Raw genomic sequence first — 21,442 nt, 5'->3', positions numbered from 1 at the left:
GGGGTCAGCCGCGATGGCCCGGCGGTTCGATCACCTTGTTGGCGATCGCGTAGCTGACCGCCTCGAGCCGGGAGTGCACGCCGAACTTGCTCAGGATCGACTGCACGTGGGCCCGGACGGTGGTCTTCGAGATGCCCATCCGGCGGCTGATCCCCTCGGTCGTCATCCCGGCGACCAGGTACGTGAGCACCTCGTGCTCGCGCGGGGTCACGTACGACGCCAGGAACTGGGCCTGGCTCTGCCGGGTCGCGGACAGGCCGAGCGCGTCCCGGAGCAGGTTGTCGTCGCAGTAGATCTCGCCGCCGGCCACCCGGCCGATCGCGGTCAGGATGTCGTCGATCCCGCGCTCCTTCGACGCGACCCCGCGGGCTCCGGCCGAGACCGCCTTGCGCAGGACCTCGGAACCGGTCCGGGCGGTCAGGACGAAGATGCGGATCTCCGGATCGAGCGCGGCGATCTGCGCGGCCACCTCGAGCCCGTCGGCGTCGGGGAAGCTCAGGTCCAGGACACAGAGGTCAGCCAGGTCCTGGCGCAACAACTCCAGCAGCTGGGCGGGGTCGTTGACGACCGCGGCGATGTAGTACCCGTGGGCCGACAGCACCGCCGCGAGCGCCTCGGCGAAGACCTGGTGGTCGTCGCAGACGATCAGCCGGACCGCGGTCTCGCCGCTCATCCTGCGCGGGTCAACGGCAGCGTCACGGTGACGCGAGCGCCGCCCAGATCCGACCGGCCGATCTCGAGATCGCCACCGGCGGCCGAGGTGAGGCCCGCGACGATCGAGAGTCCGTGCCCGGCCAGGCCCCGGGGCGCCTGCCCGAAGCCCGGGCCGGAATCGGCCACCTCGATCGCCACCCCCGTTGGGTCCGTTCCCGGACCCACGCGGACCTCCACTCGGCCGTCCGGCGCCGCCCGAAGCGCATTTCCCACCAGGTTGCGCACCACTCGCCGCAGTGCGACCCGGCTCATCCCCACCCGGTACCCGCCCGCGGCCGTCGCGGGCCGCCGCCGGGCGTGGAACTCGAGCACGATCGGCGTCGTCGGCTCGAGCGGCTCGACGACATCACGAACGACCTCGACCACGTCGGCGTGCTCGAGCGGCACGACCGGCGCCGGCTCGGCGACGACCGACGGCCGAGGCTTGGGTGCGACCGCCCGGGCCGGCTCGGGCTCGGCCGGTTGGGCGCCGAGCGAGCTGAGCAGGTCCGAGATCTGTACCGTCTCGGCTTCGATCAACCGGATCAGCCGGTGCTGGGATTTCCCCTCCGGCATCAGCAATGCGGCCGCGGTCAACGCCTGGATGGTCGCGAATTCGTGCACCAGGTCGTGCCAGATATCGGCCGGAACGAGCTTCGCCCCAGATTTGGAGAAGCGCTGCAAAGGAATGTGCGACAGCACATCTACGGTCACGGTGCCCCCCACCGTCGACGGTCGGGTGCCCACCCCCCACCCCTTGCGTGCACCCGTCCCTGCATGAAAGGTAGGTGGACCTGATTGCGGCTGTCAATTACTTGAAGGCTCACCGGAATTGACCATTCGGCGAACCTCGGGCGTCGCCGCATTTGTGCCACCGCGCGGTTTCGTAATGCAGACGGCCAGGTCCAAGGCTGTTCCGCACATTGTGCAGATGCACTAGGGGCCCTCATCCAGCGGTCGGATCCGGAGCCGGTCGGCTCGCGTGAGGATGGACCCTCACGTGCCGTCGACCGTGGGGGATATGACGATGACCCGGCAGTTTTTGCCTTCCGCCTTCCGCAGACCTTTGACCGCGGTCGTCGCGGTTCTGACGCTGCTGACCGCGTTCCTGGTGGCGGCCTCGGCACCGGCGGCCGCCGCCGGCGAACCGCGGATCGACCTCCGCGTACTGGTCGTGACCGACGGCAGCGAGTGGGTCGGCGCGATCGCCACCGAGCTCGACGCCGAGGGGGTGCCGTACACCCTGGTCGACCTGCGCAGCGGCACCCGGCCGACGATCAACGCCGCTTATCTGTCCGACACGGTGGCCTCGGTGCCGCGGGCCAAGTTCCAGGCCGTCGTGCTGCCGAACGAGGCGCCGGGGCAACTGACCGCGGCCGAACTGACCGCCCTGCACACGTTCGAGGCCGCGTTCGGGATCCGCCAGGTCGACGCCTCGACGTGGGCGCACCCGGGCGTCGGCCTCAACTACGCGGCCAACCCGGGGTACATCGGCAAGCTGGACGGCATCACCGCGACCGCGACCACGGCCGGCCGCGCGGACGCCTTCCGGTACCTGAAGGGCCCGGTCGGGTTCGAGGACATCGACACCGCGGTGCTGGAGAGCGACGGGTTCGTGGCCCGGCCGCTGCCCGACGACCCGGTGGCCAAGTCGTCGTTCCGGATCCTCGTCTCGGCGCCGATGACCGGTGTCACCGAGCAGGGCTCGCTGGTCGGCGTTTACACCCATGAGGGCCGTGAGGAACTCGTCATCACCTTCACCTACAACCAGTACCAGCAGCAGTTCCAGTTGCTTGCCCCCGGCATCGTTTCCTGGATGACCCGCGGCATGCACCTCGGCTACAACCGGAACTACTTCGCGGTCCAGGTGGACGACGTGTTCGTCGAGGACCTGCGCTGGAGCACGACGGCGAACTGTACGCCGGGTGACGTCTGCCCGCCGGGGACGCCGATGAACGAGCCGATCCGGATGGTCCCGGCCGACGTGACCACGCTGAAGGCCTGGCAGACCACGAACGGGATGCCACTGGACATGGCGTTCAACGCGGAAGGCGCGGTGGCCAACGACGCGCTGACCACCTCGTTGCTGGCGAACAAGTCCTCGCTCCGCTGGCTCAACCACACCTGGTCGCACCTGTACCTGGGCTGCCAGCAGAACTTCACCGTGATCCCGTGGACCTGCAAGACCTCGGGCGGCGCGATCCAGTACGAGTCGCGCGCGCTGATCAACGGGGAGATCGGCAAGAACCAGACCTGGGCGACGTCCAACGCGGTCACGATCGACCGGACCGAACTCGTCACCGGTGAGCACTCCGGCCTGAAGTCGCTGCCGCAGATGACCGTGGACAACCCGAACCTGGCCGGCGCCTTGCAGGACACCGGGATCCGCTGGATCGCCTCGGACGCGTCCCGGGAGGCGGAGCAGCGGGCGATCGGGCCGGCGCTGACCGTGCCGCGGTACCCGATGAACATCTTCTACAACGTCGCCACCAAGGCCGAGGAGGTCGACGAGTACAACTGGATCTACAACTCCCGGGCCGACGGCGGCAGCGGGATCTGCGAGGACAACCCGCAGACCTCGACCTGCATCCCGCCGCTCAGCCTGACCACCGGGTTCGACTCGTACATCGTGCCGATCGAGGTCCAGAACGCGACCCGGCACCTGCTCGGCAACGACCCGCGCCCGCACTACGCGCACCAGTCGAACCTGACCGAGGACCGGATCCTCTACCCGGTGCTGAACGGCATCCTGGCCAAGTACGCCACCGCGTTCGCCGCGAACACGGACCTGTTGCACCCGACGCTAAAGGAGAGCGGCACGATCCTGCGGCAGGCCGCTCTGTGGAAGACGGCGCGCAACAACGTCACGGCGTACGCGATCGGGGACACCGTGACCGTGCAGAACACGTCCGGCAGCGCGATCACGGTGCCGGTGACGATGCCGAACGGCACGCTGACGCTGACCTCGTCGGGTGCGACGGGACCCGCGTTCGGCGAGGCGTACAGCGGTGAGCGGTCGAGCCAGGTGGCGTTCACGGGTCAGCAGACCCAGCGGTATCGGCTGCCGGCGGGGGCCGGGTACCCGTCGCCGGTGACCGTGCCGGGCGCGCCGACGATCGGTACGCCGACCGCCGGGAACGCTACCGCCACGGCCACCTGGGCGGCGCCGGCGAACACGGGCGGCTCGGCGATCACCGGGTACCGGGTGCGCGTCTACCGTGCCGGGGCGCTGATCAACACGCTGTCCGCTGCGGCGAGTGCGCGCAGTCTGGCGATGACGGGACTCATCAACGGTCAGCCGCACCAGTTCTCGGTGGCGGCGGTCAACTCGGCCGGGACCAGCGCGTACTCGGCGATGTCGAGCACCGTGACTCCCGCCGCGGCAGGGACGGTACCGGGGGCACCGCCGATCGGTACGCCGACCGCGGGGAACGCGACCGCGACGGCGTACTGGGCGGCGCCGTCGAACACCGGTGGCTCGGCGATCACCGGGTACCGCGTCCGGGTCTACCGGTCCGGGACGCTGATCAACACGCTGTCCGCCTCGGCGAGTGCGCGCAGTCTGGTGATGACGGGACTCATCAACGGTCAGCCGCATCGGTTCTCGGTGGCCGCGGTGAACGCGACGGGGACGGGGGCGTTCTCGGCGCTGTCGAACACGGTGACGCCGAAGGGGGTCTCGTACGCCCCGGCGATCGGGACGGCGACCGCGGGCCGGGCGGCGGCGACGATCCGCTGGTCCGCGCCGACGAACAACGGTGGCTCGCCGATCACGAGCTACCTGGTCCGGACGTACCGGTCCGGGGTGCTGATCAACACCAAGACGGTGTCGGGGAGCGCGTCGAGCGTGGTCAACACGGCCCTGATCGCCGGGCGGCCGCACCGGTTCTCGGTGGCCGCGGTGAACGCGCAGGGGACCAGCAACTTCTCCGCGCAGTCGAACCAGGTGGTGCCGTCGTGAGTCTCACTCGGTACCCCGTTCCGTCGACTGATCCTGCTGGCGCCTGATCCGTCCGGTTGGGGAAAACAGCTGCCGCTCCCGGTGCCGTGCCGGGAGCGGCAGCTGCTTGCTGAGACTTGCTGACCGAGTCCTGGGTCAGTCGGTCTGGGTGACCTTGCGGAGGCCGCGGGGAGCGTCGGGGTCGAGGCCGAGCTTGCGGGCGAGTGCCTCGATCGCGCGCTGAGCCGGGATCACCAGGGCCAGCGGGGCGAGCGTCTCGGGCAGGTCCGGGCCGGCCAGGTTCACGTCGCAGCGCGAGGCGAACGTCGCGTCGCCGCCGATCCCGAGGATCTTGCTGCCCTTCTCCCGCACGACGGAGGCCAGCTCGGTCATCCCGGGCAGCGCCGGCCCGTCGGCGGCGGCGACCAGGATGGTGACCAGGTCGGCGTCGACGACCGCGATCGGCCCGTGCTTCAGATCGGCGTACGACAGGCCGCGGACCGGCTGCAGGCAGGTCTCCTCCAGCTTCAGCGCGACCTCGAGCGTGGTCCCGAAGGTGAGCCCGCGCCCGCTCGCCAGGACGTCGTGGGCCCCGGCGAGCAGCTCGGCGGCCGCGTCGACGGAACCTTCCAGCATCTTCGCCGCCGCATCCGGTACCCGGGCGATGTCGGCGTCCAGCGTGCCCGGCCGCTGCGCCAGCGCGTCGACCGTGACGGTGATCGCGGCCAGCTGCGTGGTGTACGTCTTGGTGGCGGGGACGGCCAGCTCCTTGCCCGCCTGGGTGATCAGGGCCACGTCGGCGGTCGAGGCCAGCGGGCTGTCGCCGTCGTTGGTGATGCCGACGATCGCGGCGCCGTTGCGCTTGGCCCACTCGGCGGTGTCGACGATCTCCTGGGTCGCGCCGGACTGGCTGACCGCGACGACCAGCGAGTTCGACAGGTCGAGGTTCGCGCCGTACAGGGTGGCGACCGACGGGGCCGCCAGCGATGCCTGCCGGCCGGCGTGGATCTCGGTCAGGTAGCGGCCGTAGACGCCGGCGTTGTCCGACGATCCGCGGGCCACGAAGATGATGTGCCGGCGGCCCGCCGCCAGCCGGGTGATGTCGTGCCGCAGCGGCAGGACGTGCTCGAAGGTCGCCGCCAGGGCGGCCGGCTGCTCGGCGATCTCGCGCGCCATCTGGGTGGCCGGAGCGGGGACAGACACCACTGGGATCACTGGTCCTATCTGGTCTTAACAGGTATGCTGCGCACGATAGCAGTGAGTGGCGCCCCGGGACACCCCCGGCGGCCCCGCCCGGTCTGGAGGAGCAGGTTCCGATGGTTGCGACGAAGCGGGCGCAGGTCCGGTCCGTGCTGGAACGGCTGATCGACGTCGAACTGCACCCGGGTGATCCGATCCCGTCCGAGCGGGCACTGGTGGACAAGCTGAACGTGTCCCGGGTGACCGTCCGGCAGGCGATCAGCGACCTGGTCGAGTCCGGTGCGCTGGAACGCGTGCACGGCAAGGGCACCTTCGTCACCGGCCCGCAGGTCGACTCCCAGTTGCACCTCACCTCGTTCTCCCGGGAGATGCGGGCCCGGGGCCTGGAGCCGGGCACCGTCGTGCTGTCGGCCACCGAGATCGAGGCCTCCGACGAGACCGCCAAGGGACTCCGGGTCGCGAAGGGCACGAAGGTGATCCGGGTCGAGCGGCTGCGTACCGCGGACGCCTCCCCGATGGCCTACGAGGTCGGCTACTACCCGTCCGCGCTCTTCCCCGGCCTGCTCGGCCGCGAGCTCGGCACCCTGTACGACGTGTTCGCCAGCGAGTACGACGTGGTCGTCACCTCCGGCGAGCAGACGGTCCGGGCGGACAACGCCGACGGACATGTCGCCCGCGTGCTCGGGGTGGCCCGGCGGGCACCCCTGCTGGTCCTCGAGCGCACCACCTTCGCCGGCCGCAAGGTCGTCGAGCTGTCCTGGTCGGCCTACCGGGCCGATCGGTACCGGCTGCACATGGCCCTCACCCCGCGGGGGCCGCGCACCGGTTCGTCCACCTGACCCGAACTGGACCGGTCCTGTTCATCAACTGGTCTGTTCTCCTGCCTCGCCGGACGCCGGCTCCGAGCCGGTCCAGCAGGCAGGCCGCTACGTACGACGAGGTGCGTTGCGGTGATACTGAAGCCAGAACCACACGAACTTCGTTGTGAGGAGTACCGCGAGACATGCCTATTGCCACCCCTGAGGTCTACGCCGAGATGCTGGACAAGGCCAAGCAGAACCGCTTCGCCTACCCGGCCATCAACGTCAGCTCCTCCCAGACGCTGATCGCCGCGATCCGTGGTTTCGCCGAGGCCGGCTCGGACGGCATCGTCCAGGTCTCCACCGGCGGTGCCGAGTACCTGTCCGGCTCGACCGTGAAGAACATGATCACCGGGTCGGTCGCGCTGGCCGCCTACGCGCACGAGGTCGCCAAGGGCTTCGGCGTGAACATCGCGCTGCACACCGACCACTGCCCGAAGGACAAGCTGGACGGCTTCGTCCGGCCGCTGCTGGAGATCTCCGCCGAGCGTGTCGCCCGGGGCGAGAACCCGCTGTTCCAGTCGCACATGTGGGACGGTTCCGCAGTGCCGCTGGAGGAGAACCTGGAGATCGCCAAGGACCTGCTCGCCAAGGCGGCGGCCGCCAAGATCGTGCTGGAGATCGAGGTCGGGGTCGTCGGCGGCGAGGAGGACGGTGTCGCCAACGAGATCAACGACAAGCTCTACACCACCGTCGAGGACGGCCTGGCCACGGTCGAGGCGCTCGGTGCCGGGGAGAACGGCCGCTACCTGACCGCGCTCACCTTCGGCAACGTGCACGGCGTCTACAAGCCGGGTGCGGTCAAGCTGCGTCCGGAGATCCTCAAGGAGATCCAGGACCAGGTCGGCGCCAAGATCGGCAAGGAGCGCCCGTTCGACCTGGTCTTCCACGGTGGTTCCGGCTCGACCCTGGAGGAGATCCGGGCCGCGGTCGACCACGGTGTGATCAAGATGAACGTCGACACCGACACCCAGTACGCCTTCACCCGGCCGGCCGCCGCGCACATGTTCAGCAACTACGACGGTGTGCTGAAGGTCGACGGCGAGGTCGGCAACAAGAAGGCCTACGACCCGCGCGCCTGGGGCAAGCTGGCCGAGGCCGGCATGGCCGAGCGCGTCGCCGAAGCCTGCGAGAGCCTGCGCAGCACCGGCACCAGCCTGAACGCCTGACCCACCCCGCCTGCGGAGTCAGGTACGTACCAACGGATGGGCCCGCCGCGGTGATCGCGGCGGGTCCTTCTCGTTCTCGTCAGCCGACTGTCGCCTTGCCCGGACGATCGCCTGTCCCGACGATCACCTGTCCCGACGATCACTTGGCTCCGACGATCACCTTGCCCCAGTCGGGCGCGAAGAACGGGACGGTGGCCTGGCAGTCGTTGATGGGCTCGTCGGCGAAGCCCCAGATCCAGCCGATCCGGTCGACCCGGCCGTCCTTGAACGAGAACGAGACCGGCTTGCCGACCAGCTCCGGAGCGACCGAACTCGTCACCACCCCGGTCGCGACACCGACGGGCCCGCCGACCGCGAGACAGGTGATCTTGCCGGTGAAATCGGCGACCACCTGCCCGTCCGGCTTCAGATGGGTGACGTGAAACCGGCCGCGCACCTGCAGCGCGTTGTCACCGGGCGCGATCCGAGCGGCCACGGAGAACCGCAGCGGATCGTCCTTGAAGGCGGGGGAGTCGCTCTTGCCGCCGAGCAAGGCCAGGACGCTGGTCCCGGTACTGCCCGACTTGATCGCCACCTGTTGTTGGGCCGTTTCGGCTGCCTCCGGTCCAGCGCTTCCCTGCACCGTCAGGTCGCCCCAGGAGAGCGGGAAGTGCGGCGCGGTGCCCTGGAGCCGGCTGACCGGGGCGCCGAAGAAGCCCCACACCCACCCGAGGCGATCCTGCCGAGCCTTCCCGGACTTGCCGGTCCGGCCGGCGCCGCCGCTCTTCCCGGACTTGCCGTGCTGTGGGCCGCCGTCGTACACGGTGAAGCTGACCTGCTTGCCGACGAACTCGACGGGGAGCCCTGGGTGGGCGGCCTGCTCGATCACGCCGGTCACGATGCCGACCTCGTCCACGGCGGCCACGCTGGTCGCCCGGCCGCTGAACTCCGCGCGCAACCCCCCGTCGGGTTTGCGGTGGACGACGTGGAAGGTGCCGGTCGGCTCGAGCGGGTTGGCGGCCGAGGCGTCGAGCTCGAAGCTGACCGGGTCGCCGGCGTACTCACCGAACTCGCTGCCCAGGATGCCGCCACCCTTGCCGGTCACGCGCATCACGTCGGGGTCGGCCGCCTGGGCTGGGCTCCCGGGCAGCACAGCAGCGGTGGTCAGGGCCACCACGGCGACAGCCAGGGCGCGCATCCTTCGCGTTCGAAGCCTGGTCCGCAACGTCGTCTCCTCTCACAGGCGGCCGTGGTCCGGCCGCTGATCGTCCTTCGTCCAGGCGTTCGCCGGGACCTCGACCAGGGTGGTTGCCCGGTCACGTCACTACCGTCGCCCGCCGTACACCTGCCACAGATCCCTCGCACGGTGGAACCGTCTGCCCCCACCGAGTGACCGCACCCTGGCCGACTCGGCAACCACGCCGGCCACACCGGCCACGGCCAGGCCGGATCAGCTGCTGAGGTCGTGGGCCGGCAGCAGCGTGATCTCCGGGCGCCGCCGTCTGCGCCGCGGCCGGTTCGGGTCGAACGCGCGAACTCCGGTCCGCCGCATCGCCCGGGAGAAGGTCGCCTGGACGCGATGGACGACGAGCTGTGGGTTGTCGAGGTCGGCCCACGAGATCCAGCAGTACTCAAGAGGTGCCGGGTCCCCGGACTCAGCCGACTCCCCGGCGTCGAAGAACCGGGCCGCGGCTTCCTCGACAGCATCGGCGTCCACTTCGCACCAGTAGGGGTAGCGGGGCTCGAACTCCACCACGGTTCGCTCGTCGGGGAACCAGAGTGTGCACCCGCTGAGGTCGAGCTCGTCGGCCGGTGGTGAGGATGACGACGGCAACGGCAGCCCGGCTTCGGCGAGGATCAGGCGCAGGCGGGACTCGGCCACCGACGCCGACTTCGGCTGGGCGCGGCTGGCGACGAGATTCGCCTGATCGGCTCCGGCCACCAGCTCGGCGGCGGCCTTACGCAGCGTGCCCGGGGTCGCCAGTCCGGCGGCGAGTGCGGCCTCGGCCACCGCGACCGCGGCCTCGAACGGCGAGGTCGCGGCGACTTCGGCGACAGCGCGCGGAGCCGACGTCAGGCGCAGGTTGTTCCACACCTGGACGCCCGGGCCGAGTGGATCGCGGACATGACGGCACACACCCGGACTCATCGGTGCCGGCGTCCGGGCGGTGACTTGGACGTCGGCCAGGTCGAGGCCCCACACCGGCAGGGCATGCAGGGCCGCCGCCGACTGGTGACTCGCGACCTGGCCGCGGTCTCCGTCCCGGAGCACCCGGTACGTCCGGCGCAGGTGCTGCATGTGCTCGCCGACGACGGCGAAGTCGCGGTACGGGGCGTACGTGCCCGGCCGGATCCGGCGCCAGCCGCCGGACTCCAGCAGGGTGTCGATGTCGGGATCGGGATAGCCGCAGGCGCGGGCGTCGGCCCGGGTGAAGACGCCGCCGCGGATCGTGGTCATCACGCTGAGTTGTGGGTTCACACTCAGAAGATGCCGCGATCAGCCCACCCGCGAGCCGGTCTCTCCGGAACCTGTGGACAGGTGGAAAAGGGCATAAAAAATGCCCGTCATGTCAGATGACGAGCTCGGCCCGAGTGGGGATCCAGGGTTGCCAGAGGAGGGGCATGTCGGCCTCGCCCGGGGTCCGGTTGCCCTTCCGCTCGTTGCAGGCGGCGTGGGCGGCGACCGCGTTCAGCCATTCGGTGCGGCCGCCTCTGGACCTGGGTTGGACGTGGTCCATCGTGTCGGCGTTCTCCAGGCCGCAGTACGCACAGCGGAACCTGTCCCGCCGGAGGACGCCGTGCTTGCTGTACTTCATCCGGCCGGCCGCGTACCGCCAGTGGGTCACCACGTAGCGGACGAGGCGGAGCACCCGTGGAACCGGAAAGGGCCCGATGGTCCGTTCGCCGTGCGCCTCTTCGACGACCGCGACCTCCCGGACCAGCATCCGGATGGCGTGCTGGATCGAGACGGTGTGCAGCGGTTCGTACGACGCGTTCAGAACGATGACGCTCATCCGGTGCCTCCTTCCGGCCGTAGCTGGGAACCACGGCGGCTATCGCAGGGTCTCAAGCATCCGTGGCCGGTCGGTGAACGGTCAACGGATTTCGCCAGACGGTCACGTGCCGGTTCGGCTGCGTGATCGGCGAAGATGTGCTTATGGAATTGAACAATCTGCTGAGCGGTCCACCCGAGACACTACTCCCTGTGGACCCGGCGGCTGCGGAACTCGCCGCCGGTACCACCCCGGCCGACGCCGCGGCGAAGTATCCGGCCTCGTCGCTGGCCTGGGCCGAACTGGCCGAGGCGGCCCTGGCGGACGGCCGCACGATCGAGGCGTACGCGTTCGCCCGGACCGGGTACCACCGCGGCCTCGACCTGCTTCGCCGCAACGGCTGGAAGGGTCACGGCCCGGTCCCGTGGGAGCACGAGCCGAACCGCGGCTTCCTGCGCTGCCTCGCTGCCCTGGGCAAGGCCGCGGCGATCATCGAGGAGAAGGACGAGGCGGAACGCTGCCTCACGTTCCTGCGCGACTCCTCGCCGACCGGGGCCGACGCCCTCGCCTGACCGAGCGAAACGTGGTTGTGGGGGCTGGTCCCCGGCGGGAATGATCGGCCGGTGACCAGCCCCTACGCGCAGTCCGCATACCGCCTCGGCTTCGACTGGGGCCCGACCGGCGCCCTGGCCGTGCCGGGCAACTTGGTCGCGGTCGTGGACGTGCTCTCGTTCACCACCACGGTCACCGTCGCCGCGGACGAGGGCATCGACGTGCTGCCTTACCGCTGGCGTGACGAGTCCGCGGTGACGTTCGCCGAGCAGCAGAACGCGGTCCTGGCCGCCGGCCGCTCGCAACCAGGGATCACCTTGTCGCCGGTGACGATCCGCGCGGCCGAAGGGGTCGAGCGTCTGGTACTCCCGTCGCCCAACGGTTCGACGATCTCCCAGCAGCTCGGCGACAGCGGCGCCACGGTACTGGCCGTGTCGCTCCGCAACCGGCAGGCCGCTGCCGACTGGGTCCAGGCCGAGCTGGCGAACGACCCGGACCGTACCGTCGTCGCGATCGCGGCAGGTGAACGGTGGAAGGACGGGTCACTACGCCCGGCCGTGGAGGATATGTGGGGTGCCGGCGGATTCCTGGCCGCGCTGAGTGACCGTGGCGTCGGCCCGATCTCACCGGAAGCGCGAGCGGCCATCGCGGCGTACCGGGAGGTCGCTGACGAGCTGCCGCGGCTGTTGCGTGACTGCGCGAGTGGGCGCGAGTTGACGGAGTACGGGTTCGCGCAGGACGTGGAGATCGCGGCGGAGGTGGACCGCAGTACGTCGGTGCCGGTGCTGCGGGACGGCGTGTTCGCAGTAGACTGACCGCATCACCAGACACCTCTAGAGGTTCTGCCCGGTGACATAACCGGTAGGTGGCGTGCGTCCCCGCTTCCTGCCGAACATGGACGGTTGTAGGCGGCATCGACGGACCGAACGAGCTGGACGCCCACGGTCAGATCACCGCCCCGCCGGGCAGCGGAAGGTTCACCGTGCCGGCTCTCACCGGACGGATCCGCACGCCCCGTACCGGCTATCACGCCGTTCTCCGCACTCCGGGAGCGTGGAAGTTCTACCTGGCGGCAGCACCAGCTCGTATCGGGATCGCGATGACGGGCCTCGGCATCGTCTGGCTCGTGCACGGATCGACCGGCTCGTACGCCGCGGCCGGCAGCGTGACGGGTGGCTTCGCGGTCGCCGAAGCGCTCGCCGGTCCGCAAGTAGCGCGCCTGATCGACCGATTCGGGCAGACCAGGATGCTGCCGATCACCCTGCTCGCACATGCGTTGTCGGTCGCGCTCCTGATCGGACTGACGGTCAGCGACAGACCGTTGTGGTCGCTCGTCGCCGCGGGAGTTCTCGCAGGCGGCTCGCTCCCACAGATCGGCGCCCAGACCGCGGCCCGCTGGTCCCTCGCGCTCCGCGGGAACCCGTTGCTCTCCACGGCGTTCGCGTTGGAGTCCCTGAGTACCGGTGTCGCCTTCATGGTCGGCCCCGCCCTCATCGGTACCGTCAGCTCGCTCGGTAGTCCGGTAGCCGGCACAGTCCTCGCCACCGCACTCGTCCTCCTCGGCGGCTTCTCCCTTGCCCTGCAACGCCGAACAGCACCTCCACCGATCGAGCGTGGTCAGCAGCAGAGCTCGGCACGCCTTCTGCACAAGGGATTCCTCGCCCTGGTCGCGACGAACCTCGGCATCGGTCTGTTCTTCGGCACCATGCAGGTCTCGGTCACCGCGTACGCCGTCGACCGTGGCTCACCGTCCCTCGCCGGACCCCTGTACGCGATCACCAGCCTGGTCAGCCTCTTCGCCGGATTCGTCTACGGAGCAAGGCGTTGGCGGCTCCCGGCCCCGACCCAGTTCGTCCTGGTACTGACCGCACTCGCGATCACCACAGTCCCGTTGCTCCTCGTGGAATCCCCGTGGGCACTGGGCCTCGCACTAGCCCTCCCCGGCCTCGCCCTCGCACCGTTCCAGGTGTTGTCCGCACTACTGGCCGAATCCGAGGTGGAGCCCGCCGTCCTCACCCAAGCCTTCACCTGGCTCAACTCAGGCAGCGCAGCCGGCATCGCTCTAGGCGCAGCATTCGCCGGCCGAGTAGTGGACACCCACGCAGCCCAATACGGCTTCGCCCTCGCCCTCCTGGCCACCCTGGTCGCAACCACCATGGCCATCGTGGTCCGCAGTACCAGGGTGCGAGCGGTCGCCTAGCGGTAGGTGATCTGGCGTTCGGCTTGGGTTCGGGTGGCGTATTCGGTGGGAGTGAGGCCGATCTGGTCCTTGAACTCGCGGGTGAAGTGGGCCTGGTCGAAGTAGCCGAGGGCAACGGCCAGGTCGGACAGTTCGGCGGCGCGGCCGCGGGCGAGCAGTTCGGCGCCGTCGTGCAGGCGGTACCGGCGCAGCACCCACTTCGGGCCGACGCCGACGTAGCGCCGGAACAGCCGTTGCAGGGTGCGGATCGGGACGCCGAAGCGCTCGGTGATCTGGTCGACCCGGGTCACCGAGCGGTCGTCCGACATCGCCGCGACGATCTCCCGGACCAGCTCGTACTGCGCGTCGACCGGGACCAGATGGTCGGTCAGGTACGCCTCGAAGACGGCGCGGCGGCGCTCGTCGGACTCCGCGGCGAACATCAGATCGGTCAGCCGGTCCGCGGCCGGGAACACCTCGGCCAGCGGCAGCACCTGGTCCCGGAACGTCGCCACGTCCCGCCCGGTCACCGCACCGAATCCGCCGGCCCAGAACTTCACCCCGAAGGCGCGTCCGCGACCGGCCAGCTCCCGCTCGAACTTCCGCGTGCACACCCCGTTCACGAACGCGCCGCCCGGCTGCTCGAAGGTCACGTTCACGCTCGGGTACGGCAGCACCTCGGCGGTGTACGGCGTGGCCAGGTCCCACTCGACGATCCAGTACCACTCGACGAAGCGGCCCACCTCCGGGCCGGGCGCGAGCCTGCTCAGGCTGCGGTGCCGGGCCTGCTCCTGCGGGTGCAGGATGCCCTTCTCGCTGTCGGGCGGTTGCGTCACCGTGGCTGTCGCTTTCTTCCAAGACCCCGAGGCCCGCGGTCGCGAAGACTGCGGGGTATGACGACGAACACGGTAAACCCTGTCCCCGACGGTTATCACTCGCTCACCCCGTACCTGGCCGTGGCGGACGGCCCGAAGGCGATCGAGTTCTACCAGCGGGTGTTCGGGGCCGAGGTGATCAGCCGGCAGGACCTGCCGGACGGGCGGGTCGGCCAGGCGGAGCTGAAGTTCGGGAACTCGATGCTGCAGCTCAGCGACCAGATGCCGCAGATCGGGCTGCGGGCGCCGAACGGCGAGTGGGTGCACTCGTCGCTGGTGCACTACGTGCCGGACGTGGACAAGACGTTCGCGGCCGCGATCGAGGCGGGCGCGACGCCGGTCGAGCAGGTGCAGACCTTCATGACCGGCGACCGGTACGGCACGGTGATCGACCCGTTCGGGCACCGCTGGGCGATCCTGACGAAGGTGGAGGACGTGTCGGCCGAGGAGGCGGACCGCCGGGTGAAGGAGTGGCTGGCGTCGAACCCGGAAGGCCTGGACGCCTGACCGATCACGCCAACTGAAACGAAACGGCCGCGGGAACGAGGAAGCGGCCCGCCGGAACCGTCCCCTGCGGCAGTTTCGGCGGGCCGCTGACTAAGAGTGTGCACGCGATCACGGGAAATAGCAACCCGGTGTCATGAATTGCGCGCGCGCTGTCACGTGTTGCCCGCACGGACGGCTCTGGACGTGGTAATACGCAGGTCCGGTAGGCTTTGGTCGCAAGAGCCTGGACCGCGCCGCCGGATGAATGTCCGGTGAACGTGTCCGGGCTTCACCGTTTCCAGCGGCCGGCTGTCCACGGCGAGGGTGCCGTCAGCCGACGCGTGAAGAGGAGGGCTGAGATGCCCGCAATCGTGCTCGTCGGCGCCCAGTGGGGCGATGAGGGCAAGGGCAAGGCGACCGATCTGCTCGGCAACACCGGGGCCGTGATCGACTACGTGGTGAAGTTCAACGGCGGCAACAACGCCGGCCACACCGTGGTCATCGGCAGCGAGAAGTACGCGCTGCACCTGCTGCCGAGCGGAATCCTGACCCCTGGCGTGACCCCCGTGATCGGCAACGGCGTGGTGGTCGACCTGAACGTGTTGTTCACCGAGCTCGACGCCCTGCAGGAACGCGGCGTGGACACGTCCCGGCTGGTGATCAGCGCCAACGCGCACCTGATCCCGCCGTACAACCGGACCCTGGACAAGGTGACCGAGCGGTTCCTCGGCAGCCGGAAGATCGGTACCACCGGACGCGGGATCGGCCCGACCTACGCGGACAAGATGAACCGGATCGGTATCCGGGTCCAGGACCTCTACGACGAGAAGATCCTCGCCGCCAAGGTGACCGGCGCGCTGGAGCTCAAGAACCACCTGCTGGTGAAGGTGTACAACCGGCGCGCGGTCGAGCTGGACGAGGTGATGGACGAGCTGCTCGGGTACGCCGACCGGCTGCGCCCGATGGTGGCCGACACCAGCCTGCTGCTCGGCCAGGCGCTGGACCAGGGCAAGACCGTGCTGATGGAGGCGGGCCAGGCGACCCTGCTCGACGTGGACCACGGGACGTACCCGTTCGTCACGTCGTCGAACGCGATCTCGGCCGGTGCCTGTACCGGGTCGGGGATCCCGCCGACCCGGATCGACCGGGTGATGGCGGTCGTCAAGGCGTACACGACCCGCGTCGGCGAGGGCCCGTTCCCGACCGAGCTGCTGGATGCCGACGGTGAGTGGCTGCGGCAGCAGGGCTTCGAGTTCGGCACCACCACGGGCCGGCCGCGGCGCTGCGGCTGGTACGACGCGGTGATCGCCCGGTACGCGGCCCGCGTGAACGGTGTCACCGACTTCGTCCTGACCAAGCTGGACACCCTGACCGGCCGCGAGAAGATCCCGGTCTGCGTCGCGTACGACGTGCACGGCGTCCGGCACGACGAGATGCCGATGACCCAGACCGAGTTCCACCACGCGGTCCCGGTGTACGAGGAATTCGACGGCTGGGACGAGGACATCACCGGCTGCCGCAACTTCGACGACCTGCCGAAGAACGCCCAGACCTACGTCCGCGCGGTCGAGTCCCTCAGCGGCGCCCCCATCTCCGCGGTCGGCGTCGGCCCCGAGCGCACCCAGATGGTCATCCTCGACAACCGCGTCTGACCGAACCACCCACCCGACCCCGCGCCCACCAAGGGCAGCGGGGTCGCGGCGTTCAGCGGCCGATGATCGGGAGGTCTCGGAGGATGGGGAGATCGCGGAGGTTCTCCATGGTGGGACGGGCGGGGAGGTCGGGGAGTTTGAAGACGTCGCCCAACGGGGTCCAGTCGGTGCCGGCGGTGAGGGCTCCGTAGGTGAGGAAGCCTGCCGTGGCCAGGAGGGCTGCTGTTGCGAGGGCACTGAGCCAGGTGGGCCGGAAGGCGGTGCGGAGGCCGGCTCGGGTGCCGCGGCGGAGGGAGGCACCGCCCGGGCCGACCCAGGCGGTGAAGAGGCCGGCGATGGCACCCGCGGCGACGCTGATCGGGCTCAGCGAGACCCAGTCGAAGCCTTGGGCCAGGCCGAGGACCAGGGTGACCAGGCCGCCGAACACGAAGCCGGTCAGGATCGGCAGCAGCGCGCACGGCAGCGTGATGAGTGCCGCGGACAAAAGGTGGACGGGGCTCGCGGCGACCGCGACGAAGCCGTCCGAACGGCCGCGGTACCCACGGGTCTCCCGGCGCCGCAGCAGAGCGGTGCTGGACTTGTCGACCATGCGGGCGAGGACGGCGAGTGCGGCCGCGACCAGGACACCGGCGATCGGCAGCAACGCGATCAACGCGGCCAGGGCCAGCATCAGCGCGAACACCATGCCGCCGCGGTTCGGCTGCAGATGCGGCGGCAGCTTCTCGACCGGCTTCGGCTGGTACTGCGGCTTGGCCACCACCTGATTCGACGGGCCGTAGTTCGACGGGGCGGAGTTGGACGGGCCCTGGTACGGCGCCGGGTAGTTCCCGTTCGGCGTGTACGCCCCCGGATAGTTGTCCGGCTGGTACGTCGTGGGCGCCGCGTACCCCGGGGCCTGGTACGGGAGCGGCATCGCGGCAGGCGCGGCGGCCGTCGGGTTCGGACTGTAGGTGGCCGGGTGGACCGGCACGCCGTCCGCCTTCGCCTGCTGAGCGGCTCGCTGGTTCGCCGCTTTCTCCCGCAGCTTGTCGCGCAACGGGGCGAACGTGGACCACGGCGGGATCACCGGCGGCACCAACTGCGCCACCTCGGCCGGATCTGGGTCACCGGCGACCGAGCCGGCAGCGAGGGCGCCCGCCGCCAACGCGGCCGCCTCGCTGTCCGGCATCACCCGCGTCATCAGCACGGTCGGCGGATTCGGCTGCTCGGCGACCACCTCGGTCGGCGGGTCCCGCGGCACCAGCGCGTCCCGGCCCTCGGCGTACCGGTTGAGGGCGGCCATGATCTCGGTCTGGGTCGGACGGTCCCGTCGATCCGGCGAGAGGGCCGCGGCGAGCAGGGGCTTCAGCCGCGGATCCATGCCTTCGAGGTCGGCCTGGCCGCTGTGGACGCGGTGCAGCACGACCTCGAACGGGCCCTTGCCGAACGGCCGGCGCCCGGTCGCCGCGAACGTCACGGTCGCCGCCCAGCCCCACCAGTCGGCCGACTCGGACACCAGCTCGCCTTCGATCAGCTCGGGCGCGAGGTACCCCGGGGTGCCGATCACCAGGCCGGTCTGGGTGAGCCGCAGGTCGTCGGCCGCCTGGGCGATGCCGAAGTCGATCATCACCGGCTTGCCGTTGAACATCATCACGTTGCCGGGCTTGAGGTCCCGGTGGATGACCCCGGCGGCGTGAATCGCCTGCAGTGACTCGGCCAGGCACCCGGCCAGCGGCAGCCAGCGTCGCGGAGTCAGTGGGCCGCGTTCGTCGACCTGCTCGTCCAGCGGCCGGCCGGGGACGAAGCGGGTGACCAGGTACGGCCGGTCGGCGCCCAGGTCGTGATCGATGATGCCCGCGACACCGGGGTGGTTCACCTTCGTCAGGGTGGTGACCTCGCGCTCCAGCCGGGCCCGCGCGGTCGCGTCGTGCGCCACGTGCGGCCGCAGGACCTTCAGTGCGACCTCGTCCTGGTCGGGTCCCTCGGCCAGGTACACGACGCCCATGCCGCCCTGACCGAGTCGCCGGACCAGCCGGTACGGCCCGATCCGCTCCTCCTCCACCTCGGTCGAAGGAGGTCCCCCTGTCACTGCCATGCCCTCTACGGTACGTCGGCAACGGCCCATCCCTGGTCGGCACAGTGATGACCTCCGACGTAATCGTCCGAACGAACGATCTCCGCGAGCCTGGTCGCACCAACCAGTACGACAGGGAGAGACCACCGTGACGCACTACGCGATCGCCAACCTCCGCGACGTCCGGATGGGCGCCGGAATCGTCGAGTACCTCGAGAAGATCGACGCCACCCTCGCGCCCTAAGACGGCCACTTCATCATCCACGGCCTGCCGCAGCAGTCGATCGAGGGCGAGTGGGACGGCCACCTCGTGGTGATCGAGTTCCCCTCGGCCGAGCACGCCCACTCCTGGTACGACTCCCCGGCATACCAGGAGATCCTCCCGCTCCGTACCGACAACTCCGACAGCGTCACGATGCTCGTCGAGGGCGTCGACCGCGACCACGTCGCCACCGACGTCCTGAAGACGACCACCTGAGCAGCGCCGTGCTGACCCCGATCGACGCGGCCGGCGCCCCGGAGCGGTGGGGCGTCGGCCGCGTCACGGTCAGGGGGTCACGGGGAGCTTGAAGGCGAGCAGGCCGACGCCGGTCGCGTTGGTGATCCACGGACCCGCGCGCAGGTGGCCCTGGTACGTCAGGCCCGTCACCCCGTCGGCCGGGCCGGACAGCGTGAGCACGAGCTTCCCGCCCGCCTCGTACGCGACCGACGAGACCGTGACAGCCGCACCCTCGACCACGAAGTCCGCGGCGACACCGGACTCCACCGTGAGCGGATCGGTCGAACGGAGCTGGACGACGAGTTGCGTACCGTTCGCGGTTACCGCAGACGGGTTCGGCGCGGCCACACCGGCCGACGCGCCCCCGTACAGATCACGGGCTAGCACGGCGAACGCGTGGTCGCCCAAGTCGCGATAGCCGCCGAGGTACGCGTAGTGGCAGCCGTCGTGCCCGGACAGCCCGTTCGTCGAGAGCACGATGACTCCCGCGGTGTCACCGAGTTGCCGCTGTGCCTCGCGGAGGTCGACGCTCGTCGTGTTCCCACAGGGCGACGTACGGACCTGGTGGACGTAGTACCGCGCACCACCAGGGACCGCCGTACCGAGATCCGCCCGCCAGTCCGCCAGCAAGGATGTGAACCCGTTGATGTGGACGGACGCGTTGTTGTTGTCCGACTCGCCCTGGTACCAGAGCACGGCCTTCACCTGGTCGATGACGCCCGCCGCCTCGAGCCGTTGCCGCAGCCGCCCGTAGTTCGTGGCCGGGTCGTCCGGGTTCGCGTCGTTGCGCTGGAAGAAGTCGATCGGCCGGCCACCGTGCGCCCCGTTGAACATCGCGATCGGGACCTTGTACGTGTCCACGAGCCGCCGGCCCATCCGGATCGCCCACTGCCCGACGGAGCCGGACTGGTTCGTCACGTCCCCGGTCGCGTAGTGCCAGACCCGGTCCGCGCCCGAGATCGAGCCGTCCGACGTCGGTGATCCGAAGCTCCGCAGATAAGGGGATTCCTCGCCGTTCGCGTTGCCGTTGAACTTCGCCGCCTCCGCGTTCGACTGACCCTGGACGACGACCACGTCACCGGCGACGACACCCTCGCGGTGCGCGACCACCCGGTCGATCCCGGGCCCGGTCGCGCGCAGCTCGAAGGTGTACTCGTGCAGGCCGGCCTTGATCCTCGGCGTGAAGCGGAACGTCCTCGCCGACGAGGTGAACGTCTCGGTCCTGCCGTTGCCGGTCACTCGCAACTGGACCCGCCTGACCCGCTGGTCCACCACCTCGCCCGCGACCGGGACGACCGCGCCGTTCTGCCGGTCCCGGGGGACGAGCTGCCGGTCCTGCGGCGACTCCGTCACCTTCACCGGGGAGGTGCGGACGTACGCCGTGAACCGCCGCTGCGAATAGCGCTCCGCGTTGTTCGCGAAGGTCCAGTCGGGCTGGCCGGCGAGGTTCGTCCCGATGCCGAGGGAGAGCTGACCGTTGTCCGACTCGGTGAACGTGTTGATCGAGAACACCTGCTGGGCCGCGACCGTCGACGGCCGGGTGGCACCGATCTGGGCGACCTGGAACGAGCCGTACCCGAGTGGCGAGGTCGGGTTGTCATCGGCGTCGTACGTCTGCGGGGAACCGTTCGCGACCTGGGTGCTGGCGCTGGACTGGTACTGGTTCGGCCACATCTCCAGGTACCCGGTCTTGCCGGTCCCGGTGCTCACCGACGGCACGTTCGAGCGGACCTCGAGATCGCCGACGCGTTGCCGGACGAGCTCACCGGGCCGGGTCGGCAGACCGATCCGGCGGGCGTCGGTGGTGAACGGTTCCATCGCGGTCCAGACCCACTGCGGACCGTCGGGACCGTTGAGCTCCACGCAGTACCCGACCCGGTCGAAGGTGGGGACCTCACCGGTGCGGTCGATCGCGTACGGCGGGGCCTGGTTGAGGTAGTTGGCCCGGGCCGGCACGTCGAGTTGCAGGACCGGGGTGAATCCGGCCGCCGCGGCGTCGCACGCGGTCGCGGCCGCGGCCGGCGCCGCCGAAGCGGGAGCGATGACGGCCGTACCCGCGAGGGCTGTGGCCAGGACGGTGGTGAGGGCGGTGACGATCGAGCCGGGATTCGCGCGGACGGGCGCAGGACGAGGCATGGCGGACCTCCGATGGGCGTGATGTCTCCACCAGGGGTAATCGATCGCTCACATCCGGTGCGAGCCTTCTGCGCCGAGCGGTTCGAACCCTGCGCTCAGCGGCACTTGGTAGGCCCAGGCCGCGTGGCCGGATCCTGACGAACAGCGACCATCCGGCCACTCGCGATCATGCCGTC

General features: G+C 70.0%; 18 protein-coding genes. 9 read left to right on the top strand and 9 right to left on the bottom strand.

Translation table 11 applies throughout. From position 1 onward, the window contains the following. Nucleotides 1-4: 4 nt before the first annotated feature. Nucleotides 5-673, bottom strand: a complete 669-nt coding sequence (locus tag FB561_RS06180) for a response regulator (protein WP_145803945.1) — start codon at nt 671-673, stop codon at nt 5-7. Continuing rightward, complete coding sequence (locus tag FB561_RS06175) at nt 670-1,407, bottom strand: ATP-binding protein (RefSeq protein WP_145803943.1); 738 nt, start codon at nt 1,405-1,407, stop codon at nt 670-672. The genes FB561_RS06180 and FB561_RS06175 overlap by 4 nt, the downstream gene beginning before the upstream one ends. A 313-nt stretch (nt 1,408-1,720) precedes the next feature. Here FB561_RS06175 and FB561_RS06170 point away from each other — a divergent pair, with 313 nt between their 5' ends. Further along, entirely contained in the window at nt 1,721-4,654 is a 2,934-nt protein-coding gene (locus FB561_RS06170) for a fibronectin type III domain-containing protein (protein ID WP_145803941.1), read from the top strand. A gap of 135 nt (nt 4,655-4,789) precedes the next feature. Here the strand turns inward: FB561_RS06170 and FB561_RS06165 are convergent, their stop codons facing one another. Next, nucleotides 4,790-5,836 carry an SIS domain-containing protein gene (locus tag FB561_RS06165; protein WP_238334672.1) on the bottom strand — a complete coding sequence of 349 codons (1,047 nt, stop codon included), beginning with the start codon at nt 5,834-5,836 and terminating at the stop codon, nt 4,790-4,792. A 113-nt stretch (nt 5,837-5,949) separates the two neighbouring features. Here FB561_RS06165 and FB561_RS06160 point away from each other — a divergent pair, with 113 nt between their 5' ends. Then, nucleotides 5,950-6,672 carry a GntR family transcriptional regulator gene (locus FB561_RS06160; RefSeq protein WP_145803939.1) on the top strand — a complete coding sequence of 241 codons (723 nt, stop codon included), beginning with the start codon at nt 5,950-5,952 and terminating at the stop codon, nt 6,670-6,672. Nucleotides 6,673-6,836: 164 nt separating this feature from the next. After that, a complete protein-coding gene (fbaA, locus tag FB561_RS06155; protein WP_145803937.1) occupies nt 6,837-7,862 on the top strand; it encodes a class II fructose-bisphosphate aldolase in 1,026 nt (341 codons plus the stop codon). Between the two features lie 139 nt (nt 7,863-8,001). Here fbaA and FB561_RS06150 read toward each other — a convergent pair whose 3' ends face one another. From FB561_RS06150 to FB561_RS06140, 3 genes are all read right to left on the bottom strand, one after another. Next, on the bottom strand, nt 8,002-9,039 hold the full coding sequence (locus FB561_RS06150) for a hypothetical protein (RefSeq protein WP_145803935.1): 1,038 nt from the start codon (nt 9,037-9,039) through the stop codon (nt 8,002-8,004). 252 nt (nt 9,040-9,291) lie between these two features. Further along, nucleotides 9,292-10,320 (bottom strand): type IV toxin-antitoxin system AbiEi family antitoxin domain-containing protein, encoded by a 1,029-nt coding sequence (locus tag FB561_RS06145; protein WP_238334671.1) that lies wholly within the window; start codon nt 10,318-10,320, stop codon nt 9,292-9,294. Between the two features lie 91 nt (nt 10,321-10,411). Further along, nucleotides 10,412-10,855 carry an HNH endonuclease gene (locus tag FB561_RS06140; RefSeq protein WP_145803933.1) on the bottom strand — a complete coding sequence of 148 codons (444 nt, stop codon included), beginning with the start codon at nt 10,853-10,855 and terminating at the stop codon, nt 10,412-10,414. A 143-nt stretch (nt 10,856-10,998) separates the two neighbouring features. Between FB561_RS06140 and FB561_RS06135 the strand changes: the two genes are divergently transcribed. From FB561_RS06135 to FB561_RS06125, 3 genes are all read left to right on the top strand, one after another. Then, nucleotides 10,999-11,406 carry a DUF3151 domain-containing protein gene (locus FB561_RS06135; protein WP_145812793.1) on the top strand — a complete coding sequence of 136 codons (408 nt, stop codon included), beginning with the start codon at nt 10,999-11,001 and terminating at the stop codon, nt 11,404-11,406. A 51-nt stretch (nt 11,407-11,457) separates the two neighbouring features. Then, nucleotides 11,458-12,201 (top strand): 2-phosphosulfolactate phosphatase, encoded by a 744-nt coding sequence (locus FB561_RS06130; RefSeq protein WP_145803931.1) that lies wholly within the window; start codon nt 11,458-11,460, stop codon nt 12,199-12,201. 167 nt (nt 12,202-12,368) lie between these two features. After that, on the top strand, nt 12,369-13,586 hold the full coding sequence (locus FB561_RS06125) for an MFS transporter (protein WP_145803929.1): 1,218 nt from the start codon (nt 12,369-12,371) through the stop codon (nt 13,584-13,586). Here the strand turns inward: FB561_RS06125 and FB561_RS06120 are convergent. Then, the gene (locus FB561_RS06120; protein WP_145803927.1) at nt 13,583-14,401 is read right to left on the bottom strand and encodes an AraC family transcriptional regulator; all 819 of its coding nucleotides are present in this window, start codon (nt 14,399-14,401) and stop codon (nt 13,583-13,585) included. The two genes, FB561_RS06125 and FB561_RS06120, sit on opposite strands and share 4 nt — an antisense overlap. Before the next feature lie 57 nt (nt 14,402-14,458). Here FB561_RS06120 and FB561_RS06115 point away from each other — a divergent pair, with 57 nt between their 5' ends. Both FB561_RS06115 and FB561_RS06110 read left to right on the top strand, forming a co-directional pair. Continuing rightward, nucleotides 14,459-14,947 carry a VOC family protein gene (locus tag FB561_RS06115; RefSeq protein ID WP_145803925.1) on the top strand — a complete coding sequence of 163 codons (489 nt, stop codon included), beginning with the start codon at nt 14,459-14,461 and terminating at the stop codon, nt 14,945-14,947. 338 nt (nt 14,948-15,285) lie between these two features. After that, complete coding sequence (locus FB561_RS06110) at nt 15,286-16,578, top strand: adenylosuccinate synthase (protein ID WP_145803924.1); 1,293 nt, start codon at nt 15,286-15,288, stop codon at nt 16,576-16,578. Between the two features lie 52 nt (nt 16,579-16,630). On the opposite strand, the gene FB561_RS06105 is transcribed toward FB561_RS06110, so the two are convergent. Beyond that, entirely contained in the window at nt 16,631-18,652 is a 2,022-nt protein-coding gene (locus tag FB561_RS06105; RefSeq protein ID WP_145803922.1) for a serine/threonine-protein kinase, read from the bottom strand. A 235-nt stretch (nt 18,653-18,887) separates the two neighbouring features. On the opposite strand from FB561_RS06105, the gene FB561_RS06100 reads away from it, so the two are divergent. Beyond that, nucleotides 18,888-19,109 (top strand): DUF1330 domain-containing protein, encoded by a 222-nt coding sequence (locus FB561_RS06100; protein WP_202880809.1) that lies wholly within the window; start codon nt 18,888-18,890, stop codon nt 19,107-19,109. 69 nt (nt 19,110-19,178) lie between these two features. Here the strand turns inward: FB561_RS06100 and FB561_RS06095 are convergent, their stop codons facing one another. Continuing rightward, nucleotides 19,179-21,266, bottom strand: a complete 2,088-nt coding sequence (locus tag FB561_RS06095; protein ID WP_145803920.1) for a sialate O-acetylesterase — start codon at nt 21,264-21,266, stop codon at nt 19,179-19,181. Nucleotides 21,267-21,442: the final 176 nt, after the last annotated feature.

Origin of the sequence: Kribbella amoyensis (genome assembly GCF_007828865.1) — a bacterium.
Classification (GTDB): Bacteria; Actinomycetota; Actinomycetes; order Propionibacteriales; family Kribbellaceae; genus Kribbella; species Kribbella amoyensis.
The sequence above is the reverse complement of the archived record's forward strand: the minus strand, read 5'-3'. Positions and strand labels throughout refer to the sequence as shown.

What these genes read in the sequence shown, in the direction of transcription:
- fbaA (WP_145803937.1), top strand. Translation starts at nt 6,837, where the DNA reads ATGCCTATTGCCACCCCTGAGGTCTACGCCGAGATGCTGGACAAGGCC.
- FB561_RS06095 (WP_145803920.1), bottom strand. Translation starts at nt 21,266, where the DNA reads ATGCCTCGTCCTGCGCCCGTCCGCGCGAATCCCGGCTCGATCGTCACC.
- FB561_RS06135 (WP_145812793.1), top strand. Translation starts at nt 10,999, where the DNA reads ATGGAATTGAACAATCTGCTGAGCGGTCCACCCGAGACACTACTCCCT.
- FB561_RS06150 (WP_145803935.1), bottom strand. Translation starts at nt 9,039, where the DNA reads ATGCGCGCCCTGGCTGTCGCCGTGGTGGCCCTGACCACCGCTGCTGTG.
- FB561_RS06160 (WP_145803939.1), top strand. Translation starts at nt 5,950, where the DNA reads ATGGTTGCGACGAAGCGGGCGCAGGTCCGGTCCGTGCTGGAACGGCTG.
- FB561_RS06140 (WP_145803933.1), bottom strand. Translation starts at nt 10,855, where the DNA reads ATGAGCGTCATCGTTCTGAACGCGTCGTACGAACCGCTGCACACCGTC.
- FB561_RS06180 (WP_145803945.1), bottom strand. Translation starts at nt 673, where the DNA reads ATGAGCGGCGAGACCGCGGTCCGGCTGATCGTCTGCGACGACCACCAG.
- FB561_RS06170 (WP_145803941.1), top strand. Translation starts at nt 1,721, where the DNA reads ATGACCCGGCAGTTTTTGCCTTCCGCCTTCCGCAGACCTTTGACCGCG.
- FB561_RS06105 (WP_145803922.1), bottom strand. Translation starts at nt 18,652, where the DNA reads ATGGCAGTGACAGGGGGACCTCCTTCGACCGAGGTGGAGGAGGAGCGG.
- FB561_RS06115 (WP_145803925.1), top strand. Translation starts at nt 14,459, where the DNA reads ATGACGACGAACACGGTAAACCCTGTCCCCGACGGTTATCACTCGCTC.
- FB561_RS06110 (WP_145803924.1), top strand. Translation starts at nt 15,286, where the DNA reads ATGCCCGCAATCGTGCTCGTCGGCGCCCAGTGGGGCGATGAGGGCAAG.